The 25,198-nt window shown below is 49.4% G+C and carries 20 protein-coding genes and 1 pseudogene; 13 read left to right on the top strand and 8 right to left on the bottom strand.

Going from position 1 to position 25,198, the window contains the following annotated elements; translation table 11 throughout:
* Positions 1–69: 69 nt before the first annotated feature.
* A complete protein-coding gene (locus tag CSQ88_RS03200) occupies positions 70–612 on the bottom strand; it encodes an acyloxyacyl hydrolase (RefSeq protein ID WP_099396657.1) in 543 nt (180 codons plus the stop codon).
* Positions 613–723: 111 nt separating this feature from the next.
* Between CSQ88_RS03200 and argA the strand changes: the two genes are divergently transcribed.
* The 3 genes from argA to CSQ88_RS03185 all read left to right on the top strand — a co-directional run bounded on the left by argA (position 724) and on the right by CSQ88_RS03185 (position 5,907).
* A complete protein-coding gene (gene argA / locus CSQ88_RS03195; protein WP_099396656.1) occupies positions 724–2,040 on the top strand; it encodes an amino-acid N-acetyltransferase in 1,317 nt (438 codons plus the stop codon).
* A 192-nt stretch (positions 2,041–2,232) separates the two neighbouring features.
* On the top strand, positions 2,233–5,061 hold the full coding sequence (locus CSQ88_RS03190; RefSeq protein ID WP_099396655.1) for an EAL domain-containing protein: 2,829 nt from the start codon (positions 2,233–2,235) through the stop codon (positions 5,059–5,061).
* A 231-nt stretch (positions 5,062–5,292) separates the two neighbouring features.
* Complete coding sequence (locus CSQ88_RS03185) at positions 5,293–5,907, top strand: LysE family translocator (RefSeq protein WP_099396654.1); 615 nt, start codon at positions 5,293–5,295, stop codon at positions 5,905–5,907.
* 134 nt (positions 5,908–6,041) lie between these two features.
* On the opposite strand, the gene CSQ88_RS03180 is transcribed toward CSQ88_RS03185, so the two are convergent.
* The 4 genes from CSQ88_RS03180 to argB all read right to left on the bottom strand — a co-directional run bounded on the left by CSQ88_RS03180 (position 6,042) and on the right by argB (position 10,201).
* Positions 6,042–7,889, bottom strand: a complete 1,848-nt coding sequence (locus tag CSQ88_RS03180; protein WP_257212441.1) for a M3 family metallopeptidase — start codon at positions 7,887–7,889, stop codon at positions 6,042–6,044.
* Positions 7,890–8,014: 125 nt separating this feature from the next.
* Entirely contained in the window at positions 8,015–8,665 is a 651-nt protein-coding gene (locus CSQ88_RS03175) for a pyrimidine 5'-nucleotidase (protein ID WP_099396653.1), read from the bottom strand.
* 58 nt (positions 8,666–8,723) lie between these two features.
* Positions 8,724–9,155, bottom strand: coding sequence for a CBS domain-containing protein (locus tag CSQ88_RS03170; protein ID WP_099396652.1), 432 nt, complete (start codon positions 9,153–9,155; stop codon positions 8,724–8,726).
* Positions 9,156–9,325: 170 nt separating this feature from the next.
* A complete protein-coding gene (gene argB / locus CSQ88_RS03165) occupies positions 9,326–10,201 on the bottom strand; it encodes an acetylglutamate kinase (RefSeq protein WP_099396719.1) in 876 nt (291 codons plus the stop codon).
* 292 nt (positions 10,202–10,493) lie between these two features.
* Here argB and CSQ88_RS03160 point away from each other — a divergent pair, with 292 nt between their 5' ends.
* From CSQ88_RS03160 to CSQ88_RS03125, 8 genes are all read left to right on the top strand, one after another.
* Positions 10,494–11,135 carry a TetR/AcrR family transcriptional regulator gene (locus CSQ88_RS03160; RefSeq protein ID WP_099396651.1) on the top strand — a complete coding sequence of 214 codons (642 nt, stop codon included), beginning with the start codon at positions 10,494–10,496 and terminating at the stop codon, positions 11,133–11,135.
* On the top strand, positions 11,128–12,210 hold the full coding sequence (locus CSQ88_RS03155) for an efflux RND transporter periplasmic adaptor subunit (RefSeq protein ID WP_099396650.1): 1,083 nt from the start codon (positions 11,128–11,130) through the stop codon (positions 12,208–12,210). The genes CSQ88_RS03160 and CSQ88_RS03155 overlap by 8 nt, the downstream gene beginning before the upstream one ends.
* 4 nt (positions 12,211–12,214) lie before the next feature.
* Positions 12,215–15,292 carry an efflux RND transporter permease subunit gene (locus tag CSQ88_RS03150; protein ID WP_257212439.1) on the top strand — a complete coding sequence of 1,026 codons (3,078 nt, stop codon included), beginning with the start codon at positions 12,215–12,217 and terminating at the stop codon, positions 15,290–15,292.
* Positions 15,293–15,491: 199 nt separating this feature from the next.
* Positions 15,492–16,811 carry a TolC family outer membrane protein gene (locus CSQ88_RS03145; RefSeq protein ID WP_099396648.1) on the top strand — a complete coding sequence of 440 codons (1,320 nt, stop codon included), beginning with the start codon at positions 15,492–15,494 and terminating at the stop codon, positions 16,809–16,811.
* An 80-nt stretch (positions 16,812–16,891) separates the two neighbouring features.
* Positions 16,892–17,221 carry an H-NS family nucleoid-associated regulatory protein gene (locus tag CSQ88_RS03140; RefSeq protein WP_099396647.1) on the top strand — a complete coding sequence of 110 codons (330 nt, stop codon included), beginning with the start codon at positions 16,892–16,894 and terminating at the stop codon, positions 17,219–17,221.
* A 255-nt stretch (positions 17,222–17,476) separates the two neighbouring features.
* Positions 17,477–19,603, top strand: a complete 2,127-nt coding sequence (locus CSQ88_RS03135; RefSeq protein WP_099396646.1) for a UvrD-helicase domain-containing protein — start codon at positions 17,477–17,479, stop codon at positions 19,601–19,603.
* Between the two features lie 128 nt (positions 19,604–19,731).
* Positions 19,732–21,420, top strand: a complete 1,689-nt coding sequence (locus tag CSQ88_RS03130) for a response regulator (RefSeq protein WP_099396645.1) — start codon at positions 19,732–19,734, stop codon at positions 21,418–21,420.
* Between the two features lie 132 nt (positions 21,421–21,552).
* Positions 21,553–21,852, top strand: coding sequence for an STAS domain-containing protein (locus CSQ88_RS03125; RefSeq protein WP_205836270.1), 300 nt, complete (start codon positions 21,553–21,555; stop codon positions 21,850–21,852).
* A 50-nt stretch (positions 21,853–21,902) separates the two neighbouring features.
* On the opposite strand, the gene CSQ88_RS03120 is transcribed toward CSQ88_RS03125, so the two are convergent.
* The 3 genes from CSQ88_RS03120 to CSQ88_RS22685 all read right to left on the bottom strand — a co-directional run bounded on the left by CSQ88_RS03120 (position 21,903) and on the right by CSQ88_RS22685 (position 23,970).
* On the bottom strand, positions 21,903–22,967 hold the full coding sequence (locus CSQ88_RS03120) for an AI-2E family transporter (RefSeq protein ID WP_099396644.1): 1,065 nt from the start codon (positions 22,965–22,967) through the stop codon (positions 21,903–21,905).
* Between the two features lie 295 nt (positions 22,968–23,262).
* The gene (locus CSQ88_RS03115; protein WP_099396643.1) at positions 23,263–23,565 is read right to left on the bottom strand and encodes a hypothetical protein; all 303 of its coding nucleotides are present in this window, start codon (positions 23,563–23,565) and stop codon (positions 23,263–23,265) included.
* Between the two features lie 117 nt (positions 23,566–23,682).
* On the bottom strand, positions 23,683–23,970 hold the full coding sequence (locus tag CSQ88_RS22685; RefSeq protein ID WP_143449397.1) for a DDE-type integrase/transposase/recombinase: 288 nt from the start codon (positions 23,968–23,970) through the stop codon (positions 23,683–23,685).
* A 337-nt stretch (positions 23,971–24,307) separates the two neighbouring features.
* On the opposite strand from CSQ88_RS22685, the gene CSQ88_RS03105 reads away from it, so the two are divergent.
* Positions 24,308–24,805: a hypothetical protein gene (locus CSQ88_RS03105; RefSeq protein WP_099396641.1), complete on the top strand. Its 498-nt coding sequence runs from the start codon at positions 24,308–24,310 to the stop codon at positions 24,803–24,805.
* Positions 24,806–24,810: 5 nt separating this feature from the next.
* Positions 24,811–25,198, top strand: a pseudogene (locus tag CSQ88_RS03100) (helix-turn-helix domain-containing protein); the annotation flags it as partial.

Here is a 25,198-nt window from a genome sequence, read left to right as displayed (position 1 = left end):
GCGTGCTCTGATTGCTAAGTGGCAAAAAACCGTCACACGCAGCACTTAGCGTACGCCCCGCTGCTCTTTCTACATCTTAAATCCATACCTCAGCACCAGAAAATCAGCGCCATAATTTGGCGTTTTAATATCTCCATTTGAGTGGTGCTGATACAACAACGTTAAATCTTGTGACCTGCGCTCGCCAAAACGCACCCCTGCCCCCAGCTGTTCGCCAAATTGAAAAGCCGTGCTGAAGGGGCCTCGCTTGGCATAATCTGTGCGCGAAAACACATGCCCACCCACCCCTGCTTCTACAAACCACTGTAAGTCCTGATCAGCTGCGGCCCACTCATAGCGCAGCTCGGGTGTAATAAATAATTCACCGGTATTCAGATCATCACCGCGCCATAATCCCGCCCCCAAAGCCAATCCGGAGCTCAGCTTCCCTGTTTTTGTCTCATACCATGACCATGGCAAATCCGTGCGCCACGCCACTCTGAATAAATGGTGCTGCTCCACATGTTTAGGTTGTATGCCCTGCCCGGCGCTGACTTGCCACTCAAACGCCTCTGCACCAGCCACTGCAAACAAAATGCAGGTCAGGCAAAACCGGATGACAAATGCAAACATAGCGAGGCTCCTTATCGGTGGCGTCTTTACAATATAGACACAGCAATCCTTTTATATTTTTCTAGCTGACGTTATCCTTTGTGCAAAGCACATCATTTTTTTAGGAATACCATGCAAGCCGATGAGTTCGTCCAGTCATTCCGCCTGGCCGCCCCTTATATTCACGCCTTCCGTGGCCGCACATTTGTTATTGCCTTAGGGGGAGAAGTCGTCCGGGATGGCAAATTTGCCACCATTACCCATGACATCAATCTGCTGACCAGCCTTGGCGTACGCCTGGTTGTAGTGCATGGCGCAAGGCCGCAAATTGAAGCCCGCACTGCAGAGCGCGGGTTAGAAACCCGTTATCATCACGGCTTACGCGTAACCGATTTACCCACACTTGAATGCGTCATTCAGGCGGTAGGCCAGGTCAGGGTAGAAATCGAATCATGGTTATCGATGGGCCTGGCGAACTCTCCCATGGCCAATGCAGATATCCGCGTTTCTGCGGGCAACTTTATTACCGCGCAGCCTATGGGTATCCGTGATGGCTTAGATCTGATGTATACCGGCGAAGTGCGCAAGGTAGACACCACGGCCATCCGCTATCGCCTTGATGATGGTGAGCTGGTCTTGCTGTCTACCTTAGGGTACTCACCCACTGGCGAAGTTTTCAATGTGCCGCTCGAAGACGTGGCCACCAGTGCGGCCATTGCCTTGCGTGCCGACAAGCTGATCTTTTTATTGGGCCAGCAGGGAGTGGAAGATTTAGCCGGCGAGCTGCTTACAGAGCTGACCGCTTTACAGGCCGATCAGTTTCTCAGCACCCATCCGCATCCACACGAAGACATCCGGCTTTATCTGCCCTGTGCCATTAAGGCAGTAAGAAGCGGGGTGGCGCGGGCGCATCTGGTCAGCCATCATGTAGATGGCGCTTTGCTGAAAGAATTGTTTACCCATGATGGGATAGGCACCATGGTTTCCCGTGATTCGCTGGAAACCATGCGTGAAGCCACGATTGATGATGTAGGCGGTGTATTGGCGCTGATCGAGCCACTGGAAGACGATGGTGTGCTGGTTAAACGGGGGCGTGAGCTGCTGGAGCGTGAAATCCACCGCTACTCGGTACTGGAGCACGACAGCAAAATTGTGGGTTGCGTAGCGATGTATCCATTTCCTAAAAGCCATATGGCAGAAATGGCTTGCCTGGTGATTCATCCAGACTATCGTGATGCCAATCGGGGTGAGCAATTATTGAAGCATATAGAGCAACACGCCAGAAGCTTGGGCGTACGCGAATTATTTGTATTAACAACGCGAACCGCACATTGGTTTGTAGAACGGGGGTTTGCGCTGGCTACCGTTGATGCATTACCAATAGAAAGAAAACAGCTCTACAATTACCAAAGAAGATCTAAAGTATTTATTAAACAGCTGCGTAACTAAACGCTATTGTGTAAATTAAATATACGATATTTCTATTACTGATTATTATTAATCATGCGCCACTGCCAAAAACATCTCTTTTTGGCAGTGTTTAATTTGGTAAAGATGCTTTAGCAAAGAAAGCGATCAGACGCCATCATCAGCACGACGCGTTTGACCTTTAATTAAGCAATCATTTCACGACAGGTTTGCATGGCATCGCTTCCGTTTTTTAATTCGCTTCGCACACGTTTAATCGTGGTCAGCACGCTGGTGCAATGTACGATTTTAGCCATTCTTTTACTCAATACATCGAGAATATGGTCAGAAATGGCCACACACGCCACCGAAGTGCGTGTTCAGGAATTATCCCGCCTGTTAAATGCAGCTTTTGCCACGCCTTTATCCACGGGCAATCTGGCCCAGGCCGCTGATTTACTGGAAGGTATTCGCACGGCAGAAGGCATTGATTACATTCTTCTGCTCAATAATAAAAAACAAATTATTGCCGCAAGGGGCTGGGATATCGCTCACCCGCTGCCCCCTGTTGATAAACTATCGCTGGAAAAAAACCTGCCTGCGCTCATCCATGCCGCCACCCCGATTGAATTTGCGGGCGAGCCCTATGGCGAATTGCGCTTTGGTATTTCCACCGAGATTATGCGCGGTGGGGTAAATCAATTACTGATGCAAAATGCCGTCACCATGGTGGTGGGTATTTTACTTTCCGCGCTGATGATGGGGCTTTTTGGCGTTTGGCTCAGCCGCCATATTCACCGCCTGATTAAAGCCGCAGAAAACGCAGCCCAGGGTAATTACAATAATGTTGCCCCCATCCCGCACGGCCAAGATGAAATCAGCCAGCTCACCCGCCGCTTTAATGAAATGACCAGTTTAATTAAAGAGCGGATTGACTCACTGGTCATGAATGAAGAAAAATTTCATACCATTGCCAACTACACCCACAGTACCGAACTATGGCTCTCCCCCGAGGAGGGCCGGCTGGTATGGATTAATGATTCGGTGACCCGGCTTTCCGGTTACTCGGTGAATGAATGCATGCTGCTGGGCGATTTTCCTTTATCGCTCACCATGCCGGAAGAGCGCGCCCGCGTTACAGAAACACTCAAACAGGCACTTGAGCACCGCAGCGTGATCCAGGATTTTGAATTCAGAGCAGTTCGCCGGGATGGCCAGCCATTCTGGGCCTCGGTATCCTGGCAGCCAATTTACGATTCCAATGAAAATTATTTAGGACTGCGCGCCAGTATCCGGGATAACAGCGAGCTGAAAGAAGACCGGCTGTCACTGCGCAAAGCCGTGATCGAGCTGCGCCAGATTCAATCCCTGGGGCAAAGCTATTTATCTCGTGCCGAATCAGAGCGTGCACGGCTGACCGCCTTGCTCTCTGCCATGCGCTTTGGTGTGCTGTTTGTCGATAACGACAACCGGGTGGTATTTCACAACCCCGCTTTCTGTGATTTATGGGGGCTGGGGCCCGGTCATCAGCTACCCGGCAAACCCATTGGGCAGATTCTGCAAATCGCAGAAAACCGCCCTGCACTTGGCGATATTATTGCCAATTACCTAGAAGAGCTGGCACTGTCAGACGATAAAGTCGATTTTGGTGAGCTGAGCATGAACGATGGCCGGGTCATTACCCAGCATGGCTTCAGGGTACTGGACAGCCAGGGCACGGCGAATGGCCGGATGTGGATTTACGAAGATGTGACACAGCAGCGTGAGCTGTCCGAGCATATGATCAAGCTGGCCGAGCGCGACGCCCTCACTGGCCTCTATAACCGCCATCGCTTTCAGCAAGAGCTCGATCGTATGGTGTCCGAAGCTGACCGCAAACAAAGCGCTATGGCCTTGGTGTTCTTTGATCTGGATGAGTTTAAACACGTCAACGACACCTTTGGCCACGGCGTGGGTGATGATTTACTGAAATGTATCGCCCAAACCATCGGTACCCAAGTGCGCCGCCACGAAGTGTTTTCGCGTCTTGGTGGTGATGAATTTGCGATTTTAGTACCCGATTGCAATGAATTTGAAGTCAGTAAACTGGCCGAGCGCATTGTCAGCTCCATCTCACAGATTCCGTTTACGGTTGAAGGCCATGTCTTGCGCCCTTCTTCATCGGTAGGCGTGGCGCTGTTCCCCAATCACGCCAGCAACTCGCTGGAGCTGGTCGCCCATGCCGATTCGGCCATGTATCAGGCCAAATCGGCGGGTAAATCCACATGGCGGATGTATCGCCAGGATGCCGATCCATCCAGGTCGGCCATTACCCGGCTTTCATGGAAAGACCGTATTACAGAAGCATTGGAACACAATGGTTTAGAGCTGCATTTCCAGGGCATTTACTATCCCAGAACCCGCAAACTTGCGCATTTAGAAGCACTGGTACGGATGAAGGATATGCAAAAACCTGATGAAATCATTATGCCTGGGATGTTTATTCCCCATGCAGAAAAAACCGGCAAGATTATTGATATTGATCGCTGGGTAATTCGCACCACTATTGAATTACTCGGCAAAAAAGCAAATATTCCATCCATCGCCATTAATATCTCTGGCCGCTCATTTGATGAGCCGGAAATGCCGGAATACATCAGCCAGCAGCTCAAGCTGCATAAAGTAAACCCGGCCCGGTTATTGGTTGAATTAACCGAAACAGCAGCCGTATCGGATATCCGCGATGCAGAGCGCTTTATTGATGCACTGCGCGCCACAGGCTGCACCGTATGCCTTGATGACTTTGGTACAGGCTTTGCATCCTTTGCCTATTTAAAACAACTAAAAGCTGACGTACTTAAAATTGACGGCTTTTTTATTAAAGATTTAATCAGCGATCACGACAGCCAGGTCTTTGTACGCGGCATGGTCAGCATGGCGCATGAAATGGGCAAAACAACCATTGCCGAGTTTGTAGAAAACGAAGCCATCTTTAATATGCTGATTGAATTGGGGATTGACCAGGTGCAAGGCTATTACCTTGATAAACCGATGAAAGATCATCCGGGGTTGAATATTATTTAACGGATGATATAAACCCAAATATTGAACCACGGGGCTCACAGAGAACAAAGAGTTTCACGGAGAAAAACAGGGTGTGAATTAAGTTCGTGTTTCGTGGGGTCGCCTTCTTTGCGTACTATGATTTCTGGCGAAGCAATTAAAGACTTCGCGGGGAACTCCCGCAGCTAAACACCGTGCCGAAGGCACTAAACAAAACTTCTGTGTAACCTCAGCTAAACAGGGTATTCCCCCATGAGCATGACCATCTGGCTGACTTTTATTGCCACTACCTTTTTTATTTCCGCCACGCCTGGCCCGAATATGCTGCTGATGCTGTCGCACGGCACTCGCTATGGCTGGCAGGCCACACTGGCGACGATGAGCGGTGCACTGGCAGGCTTGTGTTTATTGTTTGCGCTCTCGGCCTTTGGCATGGCCACTATTCTGGCAACATCCGCCACGCTGTTTTTGATTTTTAAATTAGCCGGTGCCGTGTATTTAATTTACCTGGGCTGGCAATGTTTTAAAGCCGGGAACAATTTAGAAATGCCCAATGCTTCTGCCGATTCGGCAGCAAGGCGCTTTCGTCTGGGATTAACCGTAGCGCTATCAAACCCTAAGGCTATTTTATTTGCCGGTGCATTTTTGCCGCAATTTATCAACACCGCACAGCCGCAGGCCGGGCAATGGGCTATTTTGCTAGGTAGCTTTTTTATCATCGAAGCAGGCTGGCAAGTGGCCTACGCAGCAGGCGGTGCAAGGCTGGGTAACTGGCTGCAAGGCCCGAACCGCATCAAACGCTTTAACCAGGGCTGCGGTGCGGCGTTCTTTACGGTAGGCGGATTGCTGGCAACGGCACAGCGTTGATTGGGAGTTGGGAGTTGGGAGTTGGGAGTTGGGAGTTGGGAGTTGGGAGTTGGGAGTTGGGAAATTTAGCCTCATCCCCAAGTAAAGCAACTCACCACTCCCTACTCACCACTCCCTATTTCCACCAAAAAAAATCAAACCCCGTAACGCTCGCTCACCACACGCTCAAAGTCCGCAAACATTTGCGCGTCTGATTGCGTGTTATCTGCCAAGAGCTCCGCGCCATGCACGATGCGAATATGTGCATCCAGATTTTTAAGCGGGGATTCAGGGTAAACCCGGCTTGCTGCTGAGTTAATTTGCGCCAGTGCATCAGCCCATGCTGCTTCCACCGTCTGATTACATGCATTGGCTAAATACTTGGCATTAAAGGCTTCACCCGTCAGGCTGATCAGCGTGGCATTGTGATTGATGCTGTTGCCCGGCGCCCAGTAATGCTTAGCTAACAATGGGCCAATCTGCGGGTTATCGGTGAGATAGCCATATTCGCGCTCAAAGAATGCGCGGGTCTGATAAACCGCCATATTGGCCAGTAAATAGCCATGATAAGCCGCCGCCGATTCCTGATTCAAAAGATGCGGAATAGCCAGTAATGGGCGAGGAGCCAGCTCCAGGCCCAGGATTTTCATTTCAAATTCGCGGGCCAGAGCTAAGACATTTTCTGCCTTTAGCTCAGCATCAGAAAGCAGGTACAAGGCGCGTTCAAAATAAGGCACCACCAGAATATTGCGCTCGTTCAGCGCTGCAAAGGGCTGGCTTTTTTCGATCCGCGCTTTAATCAAATCATTCGGTACGGATTCACCGGCCGCATTTTTAGCGTAGCGCTTCAGCCAGTCTGCATCTTCCAGCAGGCTGTCGCAAAACATGGATTGCGTTTCAGCATAAGCCATGGAGGTCGGTGCGAATTCTTGTGAGAAACAAGGTGAATTCTGCGTCACATTAGCAAAGTGCGCCGCATGCCCGCCTTCGTGGAACAGGGTATTGATTGCGCGGGCACCGCTGCCTACCTGATCAGGCTTGGCTTCGGCTGTAAAGTTAATCTGCCCAGCTACCCAGCGGCCATCCGCCTCAAAAAAGGATGGAATCGGGCCATGGCAAAAGCCATTCTGGTACTTACCCTTACGCTCCAGCAAATCCAGCTGCATGGTGGCACCGCGGTAAGAGATACCCAGCTTGCGAAAGCTTTCTACCCAGCGCTCCAGCCCTTTCGCAAAAGGCAGGTAAGGATCCATCTGGCGGGCAACATCTCCGCTGATGGTGTAGCGGAAATTCCATGGCAGCAGCGCGTCTTTACCATGCTGCTGTGCCAACTCCTGTAAGCCACGCTGATTAGCTTCGCGGGTACGCAGCTCAAAATCATCCAGAATGGCAAATAATTCTTCGACCGACATCTGCTCATTCTTACGCACTTTATATGCAAAATAATCAGAAAAACCCTGGGCGCGGGCAAAGGCATTGCGCTGCTTCACAATCTCTAAAAAGCCGTTTTCCAGCACCCAATGCTCAAGCCCTGCCATCGCATCAAACGAGCTTTTACGCGCCGCTTCAGATGGATTTGTCGACATATTGGTCGCCAGCGTGCTTTGTGTGGCTTCCTCGCGCTCGCCTTTCTCATTGATATGCGTTTGCACATAATCGCGCTTTTTCGCAAACAATGCGGCTTCCTGAGCAATCAGCTGGCTCATTAAAGTACGCGCTTCATCGCTGTCGATAATATTGCTTTCAAACAGCGCCAGCCAGCCTTGCAGGCCATGCTTAAGCTCAGCAGCACCGGTCGTTTTTAAACGCGCCAGTGCCTCACGCACTTCAGCCAGCTTTACCGGATCAGAAATAAAATTTTTATAGGCTTCTTCTGCTTTGGCAAAGCCATCATGATCGTCAGAAACGGCCATGTAAGTATCCCAAAACAAATCTTCTTTGGTTTTATGAACGGCAAGATAGTCGCGATTGAGTGCGGCAAATAGCTGACGTGCTGCTTCCAAGGTGCTCTCCGGTGACTTATATAAGTTGGCAAATGCCTTATGCCAAGTAAATTACATGAGGCAGAAGAAGTGTGCAAATTTACTATTTCTCACAGCATTTAATTTCAGCACTTCGCAACACCTGATCATTTTCCTGCGTAAAGCCAGCGCCCGCGCTTAGCAATATCGCCCAGTTTGGAGATGCTTAAATCAACCACGCCTGCCCCATAGCTGCGCGGGTTAATCCAGACTGTTTTCATGCCCAGCTGTTTAGCCGTTTTCAGGTTTTCCAGGGTGTCTTCAACCAGAATGCAGCGGCGCGGGTCCAGCCTGAAACGCGCCAGTAGCCTGCGATAAGCCGCAATATGCGGCTTGGGAATCAGATCGACATCTTCTACGCTCACCACGGCACTGAAGCAATCGTCGATTCCCAGCGCCAGCAGCATCGCCAGCGCGTAATGGCGCGCGCCGTTTGTAAAAAGCAGCTTCTCGCCTGGCAGGCTTCTTATCGCTACAGATAAACCAGGCATGGGATGCACGATTCTCAGCAGCTCATTGAGGGGATGAGACAAAAGCAAAAAATGCCGTGGATTAATATGCGGGTGGTGACGACGCAAGCCCAGCATTGTTGCCCCGTAGCGCAACCAATAATCAACACGTAAATCCGTAGCCGCCTGCTCACTCAATTGTAAGTGGTGGGCAAGATAAGCCGTCATGGCCCGGTTGATCACCGGAAAAGCATGCAAATCGGCATTGTGTAAGGTGTTATCGAGGTCAAAAATCCAGACGGGTTTCATTATTTCAGCGTAAAAAAAGACCAGCCTTGCTGGTCTTGCGGGTGGCTGAGCAGGCCGCTCAGGAATGGATATAGTGCTCCAGCTGGGCAATCGTAAATTTTTGCTCTTCGATAATTTCCCGAACCAGATCGCCAATCGATAACACACCTAATACTTTATCGCCGTCTAAAACGGGCAAGTGGCGAATACGTTTTTCGCTCATGATGGCCATACATTCATCAATGGTGGCCGTTGGCGGCACACAGAGCAATTTGCGGGTCATGATTTCTGATACTGGCGTGCCCGCCGAAGTTTTGCCCATCAGAATCACTTTTCTGGCGTAATCACGCTCTGAAAAAATCCCAACCAGGTGGTTTTCTTCCATCACCAGCAATGCACCAATATTTTTTTCTGCAAGCATCTGTAAAGCCTGATAAACCGAAGCCTGCGGAGTAACTGACAAAATATTATCTATGGCTTTTTCTGCGAGCAGCTGGCGTGCTGTTTTCATACGGGCATCTCCCTGATGGCTTTGAAGTTTAACTTTAGTAGGCCAAACGTAACATGCAAGGAAGACGTAGTTTACTTTTCACAAAAAAACAAGATCAACAACCATAAAACCCGGCCGGGGCAGCAGAGAATACAAAATCTGCATACTCTGGCCAGGTTGATCTGCAGAATTTATTTAGCGCGAATCATCGTTCCCACACCCTGCTCGGTAAGTACTTCCAGCAGCAGCGCATGTTTTACTCGGCCATCAATAATGTGCACCGCGTTCACGCCGCTCTTGGCCGCATCCAGCGCGGATGAAATTTTAGGCAACATGCCGCCAGAAATCGTGCCATCCGCAAACAGCTCGTCGATACGTTGGGCAGAGAGCTTCGTAAGCAGATTGCCTTCCTTATCGAGTACGCCGGGGGTATTGGTCATCATAATCAGCTTTTCGGCGTGCAGCACTTCTGCCAGCTTACCTGCCACCAGATCAGCATTGATGTTATAGCTTTCACCATTTCTGTCCACGCCAATCGGCGCGATCACAGGGATAAAATCACCTGCATCAAGGTGGGCCACGATCGTAGGATCAATCGATTCGATTTCCCCTACCTGGCCAATATCCAACAGCTCATCCGTGCCGTCTTTTAAAAACATTTTACGGGCCTTAATAAAGTGCCCGTCCTGGCCGGTTAAACCAACCGCCTTACCGCCATGCTTATTGATCAGAGAAACAATTTCCTTGTTCACATGACCACCCAGCACCATTTCTACCACATCCATCGTTTCGGCATCGGTGACGCGCATCCCCTGGATGAACTCCCCTTTTTTGCCAATACGATCAAGCAATTCATTAATTTGCGGGCCACCGCCGTGTACCACAACGGGGTTCATGCCCACTAATTTAAGCAGCACCACATCGCTGGCAAACCCTTCTTTTAACTCGGGTTCGGTCATCGCATTACCACCGTATTTGATGACGATGGTCTTATCAAAAAAACGCTGAATATAAGGCAAGGCTTCCGAAAGAATTTCGGCTTTTTCTTGCGGGGTAATCGTGGTCATGGCGTGTCCAAAAGCTTGCAGCCTGTCGGGCTTAGGCGGCTCGTAGAAAAATTGCATGATTGAGCACAGATTTTGCCGGATTTGCAGCCAATAAGGATTTATTCGGCCAAAAACCCGGTGAAATATGAGCCAACCAGGTGATTTTGCAGCCAACCGATACTAAGCCCGGCGGGCTGCTCTGGAGTTTGAGCAGAATTCTAACAGTCTCAAGCCTGCCCGCGCTTTATTTTTGACAAAAATAGTCAGTCCCCCAATAATAAATGAATATTTATTTATTAATTACAGGTTCATCATGTTATGTAAACGCTGGACCCGCAGGAAAGAAGCCCGCCCGCAGGAAATTTTAGAAGCGGCATTAGGGCTGTTTGTCAGCAAAGGTTTTGCCGCAACTAAAATGACAGATATCGCAAAAGCGGCAGGTGTAACCTGTGGCACGCCATATATTTACTTTGCAGGCAAAGAAGAGATATTCGAAGCGGTAATGCGTGAGATATTATTACCGCAGCTTACTATAGGCCATGAGTTGCTTGCAAGCTTTCAAGGCAGTTCAGCCGACTTACTTAAGGCCATGCTTAAAACATGGTGGCAGGCGATGGGGGAAACCCAGCTTTCCGCTTTTCCTAAACTGATGATTGCAGAGGGCAGCAACTTCCCTCAAATCGCAAAAATATACCAGGAAGAATTTGTCACCCCCGGCAATAAAATTTTGCGGCACATTCTGGAGCGTGGAATGGCCAGTGGCGAATTCAAAGTAGCCGATATTGATTACGCCATCGAGGTGATTTCATCCCCCATTATCGTTGCCATGCTGATGAAACACTCACTCATCAACTGCCTGCCTGCGACTTTAGAGCCCGAAAGATTTCTGAATACCACAATTGACCTCCTCCTTAACGGCCTGCTGGCCTCACCCAAGGATCAAGCACATGAATAAAGCAATTCCGCTGCTGCTAGTGAGTGCAGCACTCTTAAGCGCCTGCAAGGAAGAAGCCAGGCCTCAGGAAGAAATTCGCCCCGTCCGTACCATTACCCTCGCCGCCGGCACTGCAAACAGCCATGCAGAATTCTCCGGTGAGCTGCATGCCCGCCAGGAAAGCGCCCTTGGATTTAGAATTCCGGGCAAGCTGATCAGCCGTTTAGTCGATATTGGTGCAGAAGTAAAAACGGGCACGCCGCTGGCCAGAATTGATGCACAAGATATGGTGCTCAATGCCGCCGCCGCAAAAGCACAAACTGAATCGGCACAAAGCCAGCTCGATCAGCTCAAGCTTGATCTCAGCCGCTCACAAGAGCTGCTGGCCAAAAAATTTGTAAGCCAGGCCGATGTCGACCGCCGTCAAACAGCTGTCATTGCCGCGCAAAAGCAATTAGTTCAAGCGCAATCACAGCAGCAAGTCGCCCAGAATCAGGCGGGCTATACCACGCTGTTGGCCACCAGCGATGGCGTCATTACTGCCACACTCGCTGAGCCAGGCCAGGTATTAGCAGCCGGGCAGCCTGTCGTGCAGTTAGCCAAAGCAGGCGAAACAGAGGTCTTTATTGATTTACCAGAAGCCCGCAGCACAGATTTAAAACCCGGCCAAAAAACAGAAATCAGCTTCTGGGCTCTGCCGGGAAAATCCTTTAACGGCAAGGTGCGTGAAGTCTCACCCGCAGCCGATCCGCTCAGCCGTACTTACCGCGCCAAAGTGTCATTAGAAAATCCGTCTGCGGAAATTCGTTTAGGCATGAGCGCCACAGTGAAAAGCAGCCAAAACAGCCATGCCGAAAACTCAACCACCCTGCCTCTGACCGCCATTTATGGAAAAGACAAAGAGCAGCGTGTATGGCTGGTGGAAAACCAGCGTGTAAAAAGCAAGCCGATTGATGCGCAAATCGATGCTCAGCACAAAAATAGTGAACAAGTTCAGGTTAAGGGGCTAAAAGCCGGTGATGTTGTGGTTACTGCGGGCGTGCATCTCTTGCGTGAAGGGCAAGCAGTCAGACTGCTGCCTGCTCAGGGAGAATAACATCGTGGAAAAACCTGATCTTACTAAGCAACGCTTTAACCTCTCAGCCTGGGCACTCAAGCATCAGTCGCTTGTGCTGTATCTGATGGTCGTACTGACTCTTGGCGGTATTCTGGCCTATGGCAAGCTGGGCATGAAGGAAGACCCGGAATTCACTTTCAAAGCCATGGTGGTCAGAAGCTTCTGGCCTGGCGCCAGTGCGCCAGAAATGGAGCAGCAGGTGACCGATAAGCTGGAAGAAGCGCTGCAGGGTATCGCTTATATTCACTTCACCAAAAGCTACTCCCGCAGCGGCGAATCACTGATCACGATTATGTTGCACGAAGATCAGAAAAATAATGTGGCCGATGCCTGGTATCAGGTCAGAAAGCGCATTAACGATGCAAAAGGCAAACTCCCCCCTGGTGTATCCGGCCCCTTCTTTAATGACGAGTTTGGCGACACCTATGGCAATCTCTATGCATTTACAGGTGATGGGTTTACCTATCCTGAGCTTAAGAAATATATCGAGCTGGCCCGCACCGAACTGCTGCGTATTCCAGATGTAAACAAGGCACTGCTTATTGGCCAGCAGGATGAAAAAATCTATGTGGAATACTCCAATGCCAAGCTGGCCAGCCTTGGTATTTCGCCTTTTCAAATTAATAAAGTTATTGCAGCCACCAATACCGTAACCCCGGCGGGGGCCATTGAAGGCAAAGATGAACACGTATATTTACGCGTAAGCGGCGGCTTTAATGCCGTAGATCACCTGCGCAGCCTTCCCATTACCGTGGCAGGAAAAACCTTCCTGCTGGGCGATATTGCACAGATATTCCGGGCCACAATTGACCCGCCACAAACCAAAATGCGCTATCAGGGGCAGGATGCGGTTGGCCTTGGAATCTCCATGCGTAAAGGTGGCGATGTCGTAAAGATGGGCCAGCAAATTGACGCGTCATTAGCCAAAATCAGAAGCAACCTGCCTGTAGGGATTGAAATTCATACCATTTCTGACCAGCCTGCCGTGGTGAAAAACGCCATTCATATTTTTATGAAATCACTGCTGGAAGCGGTAGTGATTGTACTGGCAGTGAGCTTTTTAAGCCTAGGCTGGCGTACCGGGATTGTGGTGGCATTGTCTATCCCGCTGGTTTTGTTGCTCACCTTTCTTGGCATGAATATTTTCAATTTGGAGCTGCAAAGGATTTCGCTGGGCGCACTGGTGATCGCGCTGGGCTTACTGGTGGACGATGCCATTATTGCCGTGGAAATGATGGCATTGAAGCTGGAGCAGGGCTGGAGCCGTTTTGATGCGGCCACTTTTGCCTATACCTCCACCGCTTTTCCCATGCTCACTGGCACTCTGATTACAGCAGCCGGCTTCTTGCCTGTGGGGCTGGCCAAATCAGATGCGGGTGAATATACCTTCTCGATTTTTGCGGTGATTGGTATTGCCCTTGTGCTTTCCTGGATTGTGGCCGTGGTGTTCACCCCCTATATGGGCTATCACCTGCTGCCGGAAACACCGCGCCATGAAGAGCACGATGTGTATCAGGGTGGTTTTTACGCGCGTTTTCGCAAGCTGGTGACATGGTGCGTCACCTGGCGCAAAACAGTGATTACAGCCACCCTGGGCGCGTTTCTGGTGGCCCTAGCTACCTTTGCCCTCTTTATCCCTCAGCAGTTCTTCCCGGCCTCTGCACGACCCGAGCTGATGGTAGATATGTGGCTGCCCTACACCGCCTCGTATGAAGCCACCGAGCGCGAGGTTAAGCGCATGGAAGCCATTGCAATGAAAGACCCCGATGTGGCCCATGTGACCAGCTATATCGGTGTGGGCTCGCCACGCTACTATCTGCCGCTTGACGAGCAAATGCCCAACTTAAACTTTGGCCAGCTCACCGTCATGACCAAGGATGAAAAAGTACGCGAGAACGTTTACAAACGTCTGAGCCAGAAATTTGCTGACGATTTCCCGCTGGTGCGGGGACGTGTCACCCGGCTGGAAAACGGCCCTCCTGTGGGTTATCCGGTGCAGTTTCGTATCAGCGGAGAAAACCCTGCCGAGCTGAACCGCATCGCAGCCCAGGTGGCAGATGCAATGCGCCAGAATCCGCATACCCGGCAAGTTCATACCGATTGGGGTGAAAAAGTAAAAGTTGTCCGGCTGCAAACAAAGCAAGATCGTTTACGCCAGTTGGGGCTGACTTCGCAAGAGCTGGCAACATACCTGCAAATGGCCGTATCCGGCATTACCGCCACTCAGTATCGTGAAGCGGATCAGAGCATCGATGTGGTCACCCGCCTGACCAGTAACGAGCGCACCCGTCTCGATTTTCTGAAAGATTTACGTGTGCCTCTGCCATCAGGGCAATTTGTACCGCTTTCCCAACTAGCAACCTTGCGGCTTGAGAACGAAGAAAGCCTGATCTGGCGGCGTAACCGGGTCGCCACGCTCACCGTACGTGCGGATGTGGCTGGCAGTGCCCAAGCCCCTGATGTGAGCAATGCACTGATGCCTGCGGTGCGTAAAATCGAAGCGAAGCTGCCACAGGGTTACCATATTGAAACCGGCGGCACGCTGGAGTCATCAGCAACGGGCCAGGAATCAATCAATAAAGTCATGCCCTTGATGCTGCTGGTGGTCATGACCCTGCTGATGCTGCAACTGCAAAGCATTCAGCGCATGATTATGGTGCTGCTCACCGCCCCGCTTGGCCTGATTGGCGTTGCGATTTCCCTGCTGCTGTTCCAAGCCCCGTTCGGGTTTGTGGCGATGTTGGGCGTCATCGCACTTTCAGGCATGATTATGCGTAACTCTGTCATTCTGATGGATCAGATTGAGCAGGACCGCGCGGCAGGGGATGATGCTTGGACCGCAGTGATTGAATCCGCAGTAAGGCGTTTCAGGCCTATTATGCTGACCGCTGCGGCAGCCATTCTGGCCATGATTCCGCTCACTCGTGACACTTTCTGGGGGCCAATGGCGATTGCCATTATGGGTGGTTTATTTGTTGCTACCGTTTTAACGCTATTATTTTTACCCGCTTTGTATGCCGCATGGTTCAGGCTAAGCCCGCCGGAAAGCAAAAAAGTATAATGCCCGGTACATAATTCATACGAAATTAAGACAATTTTAAAAAAAAGAAAGGGGATATTATTTTGCTTAGGCAAATTCCCCTTTTTTCGATCTGACAGCCGTAAAGCTTCACTCTCAGGACAATACCCGGCGCGTGAAAGCCCTGACTGCCCTGATAAAAATTTAACAGCCTATTTAACAGACACCTGAGACGCTAAAGATGAACAAAACTTTAATTGCACTGAGCATCGCCCTGCTTTCACAACCGCTCTTTGCAGCAGATTTACTTGAATCATGGCATGCAGCACAAAAATACGACGCTAATTTTGCCGCTGCCCGCGCAGGGCTTGATGCAGGCAGAGAGAAAGCCGAGCAGGGTAAAGCTTTATTACTGCCGCATATTACTTTATCTGGCAACGCCAATCGGGAGCAAACAAGCTACAGCCCTGAAAACTTTGACAGCACCACCCAAAATGGCAATAGCTATGGCTATAAATTAGGCCTTATCCAGCCTATTTACCGTGCAGAGGCATTTGCAGGCGCTGATCAGCTAAAAAAACAAACCGAACAGGCCGAAGTTATTTTCAGGGTAGCGGAACAAGACTTAATTCTGCGAGTGGCAAAAGCCTATTTTGAAGTTTTGGGAGCAGAAGAAAAAGTAAAACAAACAACAGCGCAAAAAGAAGCGGTAGCCCAGCAACTTGCTCAGGCAAAAAAATCTTTTGAAGTGGGTGTTTCTACTATTACCGATACAGATGAAGCACAAGCCCGCTTTGATGCTATCAACTCAGCTGAAATTGCCGCACATAATGATATGGCAATTAAACGAAATGCCTATGAGCAGCTCACTCAGCTCAGCCCGCTTAATCTGAAGCCAATCAGCAATCGCCAGCAGCCTGTACCACCGCAGCCTAATGATATGAATACATGGCTGCAACGCAGTGACAATGGCAGTTTAGTGATTGCAGGTCAACAATTAGGCTTAGATGTTGCCAGCCGCGAAATTGATAAATACCGCTTAGAAAGCTCCCCTACTCTCGATTTAACCGCTGGTTATGGAAATACCTGGAATTCAGCCGGCATATCCAAATCGGGTGGATTAGACCGTGCCAGCTCGGGTCAAATTGGTTTGCAATTATCAATTCCTTTGTATACGGGGGGGGATCGTTCATCCAAATTACGCGAAGCGCTCGCGAAAAAAGAACAACAACGCCAGACAGTAGAAGCCAGCCGCCGTGATACGGCTCAATTTACAAAACAAGCATTTTTAGGCGTGAGTTCTGGTGCGGCACAAATTGTCGCTTTACAGCAGGCGCTTAAATCAAGTGAATCATCATTAGCATCAACTAAATTAGGCAGAGAAGTTGGAGTACGTACAACGATTGATGTACTTAATGCCGAACAAACTTATTTCTCCACTCGTTATGACCTTACCGTAGCACGTTACACCTATTTGTATGCCCGTCTGCAATTGGCTGCAACCAGCGGAGAATTGTCTGAAAAAGATCTAAATTCAGTAAATCTTTGGCTAGGTAATTAAGAAAGCTTGAATTGTGGAGAATAGATATCCATAATCCGTTCGGTGGAGTACCCCAATTCAAAGACCCAAGGAGAATTACCATGATTGATCTATCCCCACTGAGCTATAGCGAGTTAGTTGAACTCAAAAAAAACCTGGAAGTTGAAATTGTTCGCCGCAAAGAATCAGAAAAGCAAAATCTGATTGCTGAACTGCAAAACCTGGTTGCTTCTAAAGGCTTCTCATTGTCCGACGTATTGGGCACAAGCAGCGACAAAAAAGCAGCTAAAAAAGCAGCTTCTACAGCTAAAGCACAATTCCGTAATCCAGCTGATGCAGAACAAACATGGACTGGCCGTGGCCGTAAGCCACAATGGGCAATTGAATTCCTGGCAACAGGCCGCTCATTAGAAGAATTGCGCATTGCTTAATTGACTGCGTTTTTTATGAAATGACGAATAGACCCGTAGTGCCTTGATCTGTAAGAGATCCTGACGCAATAAGAAATCAGATATCAATCTGATTCCTTCTGCCAAAGACCTTTTAAAAAGAAAAAGAAACCGTAAATATCCGTGTAATTTTATAAAAAATTAAAGCTATGCACGTAAGACCAAACAAGGCAGCCCAGGCTGCCTTGTTTGTATTGAGCCGTACAAAATCCCCTTCCTTACCTGTGAATCATTGCCATGTCGCATCCTCTCACCGCAAAACTGAATCCTGAACAAGCCGCAGCCGTTGAATTACCTCCGGAACATGCGCTCATTCTTGCGGGTGCCGGCAGTGGTAAAACCAGTGTGCTCACCACCCGTATTGCTTGGCTTTTATCAACCGGGCAATGCAGCCCTGCAGGTTTATTGTCTGTTACCTTTACCAATAAAGCCGCCAAAGAATTGCTGATGCGTATTACCGCCATGATGCCCCTTAATCCGCGCGGATTATGGATTGGGACATTTCATGGTTTATGTAATCGTATGCTGCGTTTGCACTGGCGGGATGCTGGCTTACCCGAAACTTTTGCAATTTTGGATTCTGCCGAACAACTGTCGTTAATTAAACGCATATTGAAAGCTTTAAATATAGATGATGAAAAGTATCCGGCAAAAGTAGTCCAGCAATATATTAATGGGCATAAAGAAAATGGCCGCCGGGCCGGTGATACAGACGCATGGGATGATTATTCGCGCATGCTGCGATTAATTTATGAAGAATACGAGAAACAATGCCAGCGGGAAGGTGTCGCTGATTTCTCTGAATTATTACTACGCTGTTACGAATTACTTTCTAAAAATGAATCTTTGCGTGAACACTATCAAAGCCGTTTTCGCCACATTTTAGTCGATGAATTTCAGGATACAAATAAGCTGCAATATGCTTGGTTAAAACTTTTAGCCGGCCAGAATAATGCGCTATTTGCTGTAGGTGATGATGATCAGTCGATTTACGCATTTCGCGGTGCAAATGTAGGAAATATGCATGATTTTCAAAGCGATTTTTCTGTAAAACATGTGATTCGCTTAGAGCAAAATTACCGCTCCCAAGGCAATATCTTAGATGCTGCCAATGCGGTAATTAGTAATAACCAAAATCGTTTAGGTAAAGAATTGTGGACAAGCGAGCCAGCTGGCGAGCCAATTCGTGTTTTTGAAGCTGCCACTGATTTTGAAGAAGCCGCATTTATTGTAGAAGAAGCTCAAACCCTGATGAGGGAAGGCACGGCAGCCAACGATATTGCAATTCTCTACCGTGCGAATGCCCAATCCCGTGTGATTGAGCATGCTTTATTTACAGCAGGCGTACCTTACCGGGTGTATGGCGGTTTACGCTTTTTTGAACGCCAGGAAATCAAGCACGCACTTGCTTATTTACGGCTAATTGCCAACCCAGGCGACGATAATGCCCTGCTGCGCGTGATCAACTTCCCCACACGGGGCATCGGCGCCCGCACCATAGAAAGCATTCAGGAAACCGCCCAGCACAGCAGTACCACGCTTTGGCAGGCTGCCTGCTCGGGAGCAGCCGGACGCGGCGCGGCTGCGGTCAGAAAATTCGCTGAAATCATTGAAACTATGCGCTCGCAGGCAACAGGCCTTGCCATGCCGGAGCTGGTCGATATGATGCTGGATCTCTCTGGCCTGCGCGCCCATTATCAGGCAGATAAAGAAGGAGAAGAGCGGCTGGCCAACTTGGGCGAGCTGATTAATGCAGCCACCAATTTTGTGCAGGAAGATGAAAACAATCTGATCGCCTTCTTATCTCATGCCAGCCTTGAGGCTGGAGACCATCAAGCGGGCGCTCACGAAGAAGCCCTGCAGCTGATGACCGTACATGCATCCAAAGGTCTGGAGTTTCATGCCGTGTTTTTATGCGGCCTTGAAGAGGGGCTTTTCCCCCACGACAACAGCATGAATGATGCAAGGGCTGTGGAAGAAGAGCGCCGCCTGATGTACGTTGCGATTACCCGTGCACGCCGCCGTCTTTACATTACCCTTGCACAAAGCCGTATGCTGCATGGGCAAACACGATACGCCGTAGCCAGCCGCTTTATGCAGGAGATTCCTCAGCAGCTGCTAAAATTTCTGAATCGTGGTTATGCGCCGCAAGGTTATTCGGGCCCGGCCACCGTAGCCAGCAAAATCAAAGCCCCCACACCAGAGCATGGTCTTGCGATTGGCACAAATGTAGAGCATCCAAAATTTGGTCAGGGTGTCGTTACCGATCATGAAGGCGGAGCCAATGGCAATGTGCAGGTCAATTTTGCAACGGCAGGATCTAAATGGCTAGCAGTGGCTTACGCCAAGTTAAAAGTAATCTGATAGCTGTTGTTCAGCCAGCGCCACAGGGAGGAGTCTGTATGCGGGCTGACTCAACAGAAATTCTGCGCCCTGCCCGGTTAATCTATGGCAGGATTGATGCGTTTTAAACGGACAATACGCCTTAAATCATGGCTGAAAAAATAAGCGCCTTCTCGGTTATCTCCTCTGCCACAGCCAAGCGTAAAGCGGCCAATGGAATCCCCGATGTCGCCTCTTTACGTGTGCTGATTATTGATCCGCTGGCGGAAGTCAGACGCAGCCTTGGGATGATCCTGGGCCAATACGGCACCAGCCATATTGATCATGCCAGCAATAGCACTGAAGCCTTAGCCAGTATGAAAAAGCTTAAATACGAGCTGATTCTTTGCGAATATGACTTAGGCAAAGGCCAAGATGGATTGTTTTTATTTGATGAAGCAAGGCGGCTTGATTTACTTAAAGCGTCTTCAATTTTTATCATCACCACTGCCGAACGACAGGCGCAAAAAGTACTGGGCGCTGCTGAGCAATCCCCCGATGCTATTTTGCTCAAGCCCTTCACTGGCGAAATGCTCTACAGCCGGGTACTCAGTGCCTTACAAAAGAAAGTGCGCTTTAAATTAGTTGATGAAGCCATCATGGCGCATGATTTCTTAAGTGCGATCCAGCTTTGCAGCAAGGCGGCCAATACCAGCGCCGAATACACCCAGGATTTTTTACGCCTTAAAATTCATCTTCTGCTGCGCATTGGCGATTGGGTTAGCGTGCGGGATCAGTGCAGGCAGCTGTTGGTAGAACAAGAATTACCATGGGCAAAAATGGCTTTGGGCAAAGCACTCTACCAGCTGAAAAACTACTCGGAAGCACTGACGGTTTTTAAGGCCATTATCAGCGCACATAAACACGCACTGGAAGCCTACGACTGGCTGGCCCGTGCACAGCAGGCCATCGGTGAAGATAACGCCGCCCAGGAAACGCTGAAGCGAGCGATTAATAAATCCCCTTTTGTGGTCACCAGGCAGCGTCAGCTGGGTGAAGCCGCGCTTAAAAGCGGAGATCTGGCCACGGCCGAAAACGCCCTGCTTGAAACCGTAAAAATCTCCAGACACTCCTTTTTACGCAACCCCGCTGATTACGGCCAGCTGGCCGACGTGCAGATCAGCCGGGGAGATGTAGCCGCTGCCAGGCTCACCGTAGAAGAAATCCGTAAAGACTTTAAAGACCCTCAGGTCAGCGTGCTGGCCGATGCGTTGGATGCAGACATTTATATGCATCAGGGCGATATAGAAAAAGCTCAGAATCAGCTCAGAACAGCGCTGGGGCAGCTGGTTCAGCTTACCCTGCCGCCATCAGTAATGGTGGGCATGGCGCTGGCTAAAGCCTGCTTTAATCAGAAGCAGGAAGCCCTCGCTGAGATTGTGGTGCGTAATCTGCTGAAAAACAGCCATGATGATCTGAACCTTGCCAGCAAAATCACCACGCTTTACCGCCAGCATGGTCATCAGGATCAGGCAGAACAACTCATTAAAGAAAACAGCGCCAGTATTGTGGCACTCAATAATGAGGCCGTAAAAATGGCACGCAGTGGCGATCTGGCAGGCGCGGCAGAACTGTTTATCCGCGCAGCCACCGATATGCCTGGAAATATACAAGTGCTGCTGAATACTGTGAACGCCCTTCTCGCCTATACCAATCAGCATGGCTGGCATCAGGAATGGATGCAGCTCAGCAATGATTATTTGCTGCGCATCCATGATCTGGATCCCGGCAATGGCCGGGGTTTGCAACTGCAAGAATTTTTTCGTAAAACAAAACAGCGCTACGGCATCAGCGAGTAAACCAGCGGGCAAATCGATCAATCCCCAGCAAAAACCCAAATGCAACTCTACAATAAGGAAGAAGCCAAAGTACTGCTTGCTTACAAAATGCAACAGCAAGAGACAGAGTCAAGATCAACGAGGAACAAAATCATGCAAACCAGCACCAAGATTGACGATCATAAAGGCCGGATTATGCTGAACGGCAATTTTACGTTTGAATCGCACCGCGAGTTTAAACAAGCCACAACAGCAGCACTTGAGACTCCAGGCCTTACTGAACTTGAAATGGATTTCAGCGCCGTCGACTATATGGATTCCGCCGCCTTGGGCATGCTGCTGCTGCTGAACGAGCGGGCCAATGGCCGCAAAGTGACCCTGATTAACTGTAGAGGCACTGTGAAAGCCGTACTGGAAATTGCTAATTTTGGCAAAATATTTGAAATCAAATAATAAAAAAAGAGCACCGTCATTTGAATACGGTGCTCTTTTTAAAATGCCAGTCAGCACTGATCTGCTTTGGCACTTCCTTTTACCCAGCTTCCCAGCAGGGCGTAACATACTGCTAATAACGTCGGGCCTAAAAAGACCCCCAATAAACCAAATGACAAAGCCCCGCCCAAGACGCCAAATAAAATCAAAATAAATGGTAAATCGCTTTCTTTACCAATAAAGAGCGGTTTCACCACATTATCAGCAGTTCCCACTACAAAAATCATCCAAAGCGCCAGGAAAACTGCCCAGCCCGTATGCCCCTGATAATAAAGCCAGGCCGCAGCTGGTAAACCAATCAGCCCGGGCCCGCCCGGTAAAATAGAAAGAAAACAGCTGGCAAAACCCAATGTCAGAGAATTAGGCACACCGGCAATCAAGAAACTAAACCAAGCTAAAACCCCTTGCACTAAAGCCGTTCCTAAAAAGCCATAGACCACGCCTCTGATCGTGCCTGCTGCAACCTGTAAAAGTGATTCTGCTTTCTCACCTGCAATACGCCACATCATGCCTTTCAGCCATACAGCAGCGCGTTCCCCGTGTAAATAAAAGAAAAAGGCCACAATCAAACTTAAGGCCAGTAATAAAAATCCGCCACCAACAATACCGCCAAAACGTAATAAACCCGATGCCACAGGCCCGCTTAAACCACGAATACGCTCTAATAGCGCAGGATCACCCTGACCAAGCTTGATCCAGAATCCATTGATCCACTCGCCCAAATAGGGAAACGTACTCACCCAGGCAGGTAAATCCGGCCAGCCCAGCTGAAATTGCAAACTCACCGTTTTAATCAATGAACCCGCCTGACTGGCAAATTCAAACCCGGCAAGAAGCAAAGGTAAAACTAAAAACGTCAGTAAAGCCGTAATAAAGAGCAGGGCTGCAGTAAAACGACTACCTCTGCAAAGTCTTACTAAATACTGATAAGGCTTCCAGGTGGTATAAACCAGAATGGCCGCCCAAATAACTGAAGCAAGAAATGGGGCCATAATCATTAAACCCAACCAAATTAAAGCTCCGACAGCCATAATTGCTGCCAGAGGCTCAATCAAATCAGAACTACGTATACGCATATCAGCTCGCCTTTAGCCTTCGGAATGGGCGCTGTTAGCATACCCTTAAATAAGCGCTCTGGCCGTTACATATTGCCTGAGAATATTCCTTTTTTTTACTTTAGTATTTTTAATCAAAGCTGATTATGCAGAAGACAGCCCGATCAAATACCCGCCTTTTTTTTCAGTATTGAAAGCTGATGTATCTGAAGTGCCATATTCTTTAACAACGCACAGCCTTCCCCTGAGGCTGCGTTTTACCCTGTTTTAAATAAGTTTTTTTAAGATTTAAATCAGCATATAAAAACAGTCTGATTTAGTCATGATATAGGTGTGAAAACCGCTTGGTCTGGGCAATTAAGCCCGAAACGATCACAGCAGCCTCATGACGGCCAGCAATCGTATTTATTTTTTCATCACATTCTTCCAATGCCAAATGAATCTCACAAGCCAAATGAAACAATAAGGTTTCTTCCTTTAAAGGTGCCATGGGAAGGTAGTAATTAATTTCATCAACGATATGATCCGCTAATTCATTAGAATACTGTGCTGGAGATGTCAAAATACGTTCATATAAACGCACGCCGATCACACCAAGCGCAAGCAGCTGGGTGGGCATGATTAAACTCCTATTCCATAAACATTAATCCACTCTAGCCTTTACTAAACACCACAATTGCCCCTCCCGTCGGATGGTGATTTTGAGTGGGGTACTCCACTCGATTTTTGTAATTAATTACAAAAAAATCCACCCCAGATGCAAAAAAATATGCCGTGCAATCATGCTTGTAAGTAATTCTCCGCCCCCTGAAGCCTGAACCGGCTCCACGACGGATTTCAGATTGTCATACACCATGCGCAGCGGCACGCCGCCGAAGAAGGCAAAGGCGCGATCATGCGCATCGAAGACCATCTCTAGGGTTTCCCGTTGATAGACCGCCGTAAAGCATTTCCGACTATAGGTTATAGCGAAAATGGGCCACTTTAATGATCTGAAGTACGCCAATAATTTCGACCTGCTCATGGCTCCAGTCAAACTAACAAACCTCGCCCGGCGCAAAGACCAGCGGGACAAAGGGCTGCTTGCTGCCGGATGCGACGGCGCTGGACTTCCACTGTCTAACGAAACGCTGAATGCTGTAGTAGGCCCCGGCCTAGGGTCTGTTGACGTTTCATTCACAATTGCGCACGAGATGACGACACCGTATTTCGGCAATGATGTCCATAGATAACACCCTAAGTTTCTCTGGCTAAATACCGGATGGCTATACAACTGGGGTGGAAACTACCCCCTGTGTCAGGATAGTTGAGATACTCCCTTTTCAGGGATTCCAACTTACTCAGGGGGCTGGTTACTTATCATGTCGCGTATTCCCAAGGCTCGTAAAGATGCCATTTTAAGCAAAATGCTTGCTCCTCATCCGGTCAGCATCAGGCAGTTGGCATTGCAAGAAAACCTCTCCGAAGCCACGCTGTACAATTGGCGCAATCATCTTCGCCAGGAGGGCCGCTCCGTGCCCGAACATCATCGCAGCAGTGAAAACTGGTCTGCCCAAACCCGCTTTGCCGTGGTCGTCGAAACCATTGCCATGTCCGAAATCGAGCTCAGCGAATATTGTCGTGCCAAGGGTTTATTCCCGGAGCAAGTGAAACAATGGCGCGATCTCTCCATTCAGGCGCAAGGCCAGGCTGAAGCCAGCACGCCGGAGCAGGCACAAGAAAACAAAACCCTACGCAAGCAAAACAAGCAGCTGGAGCGGGAAATTCTGCGTAAAGATAAGGCACTGGCGGAGGCGGCCGCGTTGCTGATTCTGCAAAAAAAGGTGCGCGCCCTTTGGGGCGAACCCGAGGAAGACTGACATCATTGGATCAACGGGAGCGGCTGACCACTTGGATCAGACAGGCGTGCCAAGCCGGTGCGAGCTTATATCGTGCCTGTGAAACGATCGGCATTTCGGTGCATAGCTGGTATCGCTGGCAAGCCGCAGGTAAGGTGATCGCGGATCAGCGGCCCTTGGTCAAACGGAACGATCCGGCGAACAAACTCAGCGAAACGGAGCGCCAAGCGATTTTATCGGTCTGTAACAGCCCACGTTTTAACAGCGCTCCACCCAGCCAGATCGTACCTATTCTGAGCGACGAAGGTCGCTATTTAGCTTCTGAATCAACGATGTACCGCGTACTGCGTCAAGCCAATCAGCTTCAGCATCGTGGGCGGGCCGCCAAAGCGGTGCGCAAAGCCAAGCCGACCA

It is taken from the genome of Iodobacter sp. BJB302 (genome assembly GCF_002735645.1).
Taxonomy (GTDB): domain Bacteria; phylum Pseudomonadota; class Gammaproteobacteria; order Burkholderiales; family Chitinibacteraceae; genus Iodobacter.
The sequence above is the reverse complement of the archived record's forward strand: the minus strand, read 5'-3'. Positions and strand labels throughout refer to the sequence as shown.